This is a genomic window from Komagataeibacter nataicola (genome assembly GCF_003207795.1).
Lineage (GTDB): Bacteria > Pseudomonadota > Alphaproteobacteria > Acetobacterales > Acetobacteraceae > Komagataeibacter > Komagataeibacter nataicola.
Genome location: NZ_NIRT01000106.1, coordinates 1 through 702, shown reverse-complemented (window position 1 = coordinate 702; position 702 = coordinate 1). Strand labels below are relative to the sequence as shown.

The following is a 702-nucleotide window of genomic DNA, read 5'->3' as shown; positions in this document are numbered from 1 at the left end:
GGCTCAGGACCCATTGATTTTTGTAGGGAATTTTGATTCAGGCTCTGCAAGGAGACTGAAGATGAGCGACCTGTTCTGGCTGACGGATGAACAGATGGAGCGTCTGCGGCCGTTTTTTCCCAAGAGCCATGGTAAACCTCGCGTTGATGACCGCCGCGTGCTGAACGGCATCATTTTTGTGAACCGCAATGGTATGCGCTGGCGTGATGCGCCCCGGGAATACGGTCCGCACAAGACGCTCTACAACCGTTGGAAGCGTTGGGGCGACATGGGCATTTTCATGCGGATGATGGATGGCCTGTCTGCCGCGAAGGCTGAGCCTCAGACTATTATGATTGATGCGACCTATCTCAAGGCACACCGCACGGCTTCAAGTCTGCGGTTAAAAAAGGGGATCCAGGCCGCCTGATCGGACGCACTAAAGGAGGCATGAATACCAAGCTGCATGCCATCACCGATCAGAACGGACGACCGCTTAGCTTCTTTATGACAGCCGGACAGATCAGTGATTACACCGGAGCCTCTGCTCTGCTGAGCAGCCTTCCCATGGCACAGTGGTTGCTGGCGGATCGGGGTTATGATGCTGACTGGTTCCGGGATGCCCTGGAGGAAAAAGGGATCAGGCCCTGCATTCCGGGAAGAAGATCCCGCGGAAAACCAGTCAAATACGACAAGCGAAAATACAAAAGACGCAACCGCATC

At 54.6% G+C, this 702-nt stretch carries 1 pseudogene; it reads left to right on the top strand.

The features are described 5' to 3' along the window. Positions 1–61: 61 nt before the first annotated feature. Positions 62–702 (top strand): annotated as a pseudogene (locus CDI09_RS17500) (IS5 family transposase); the annotation flags it as partial.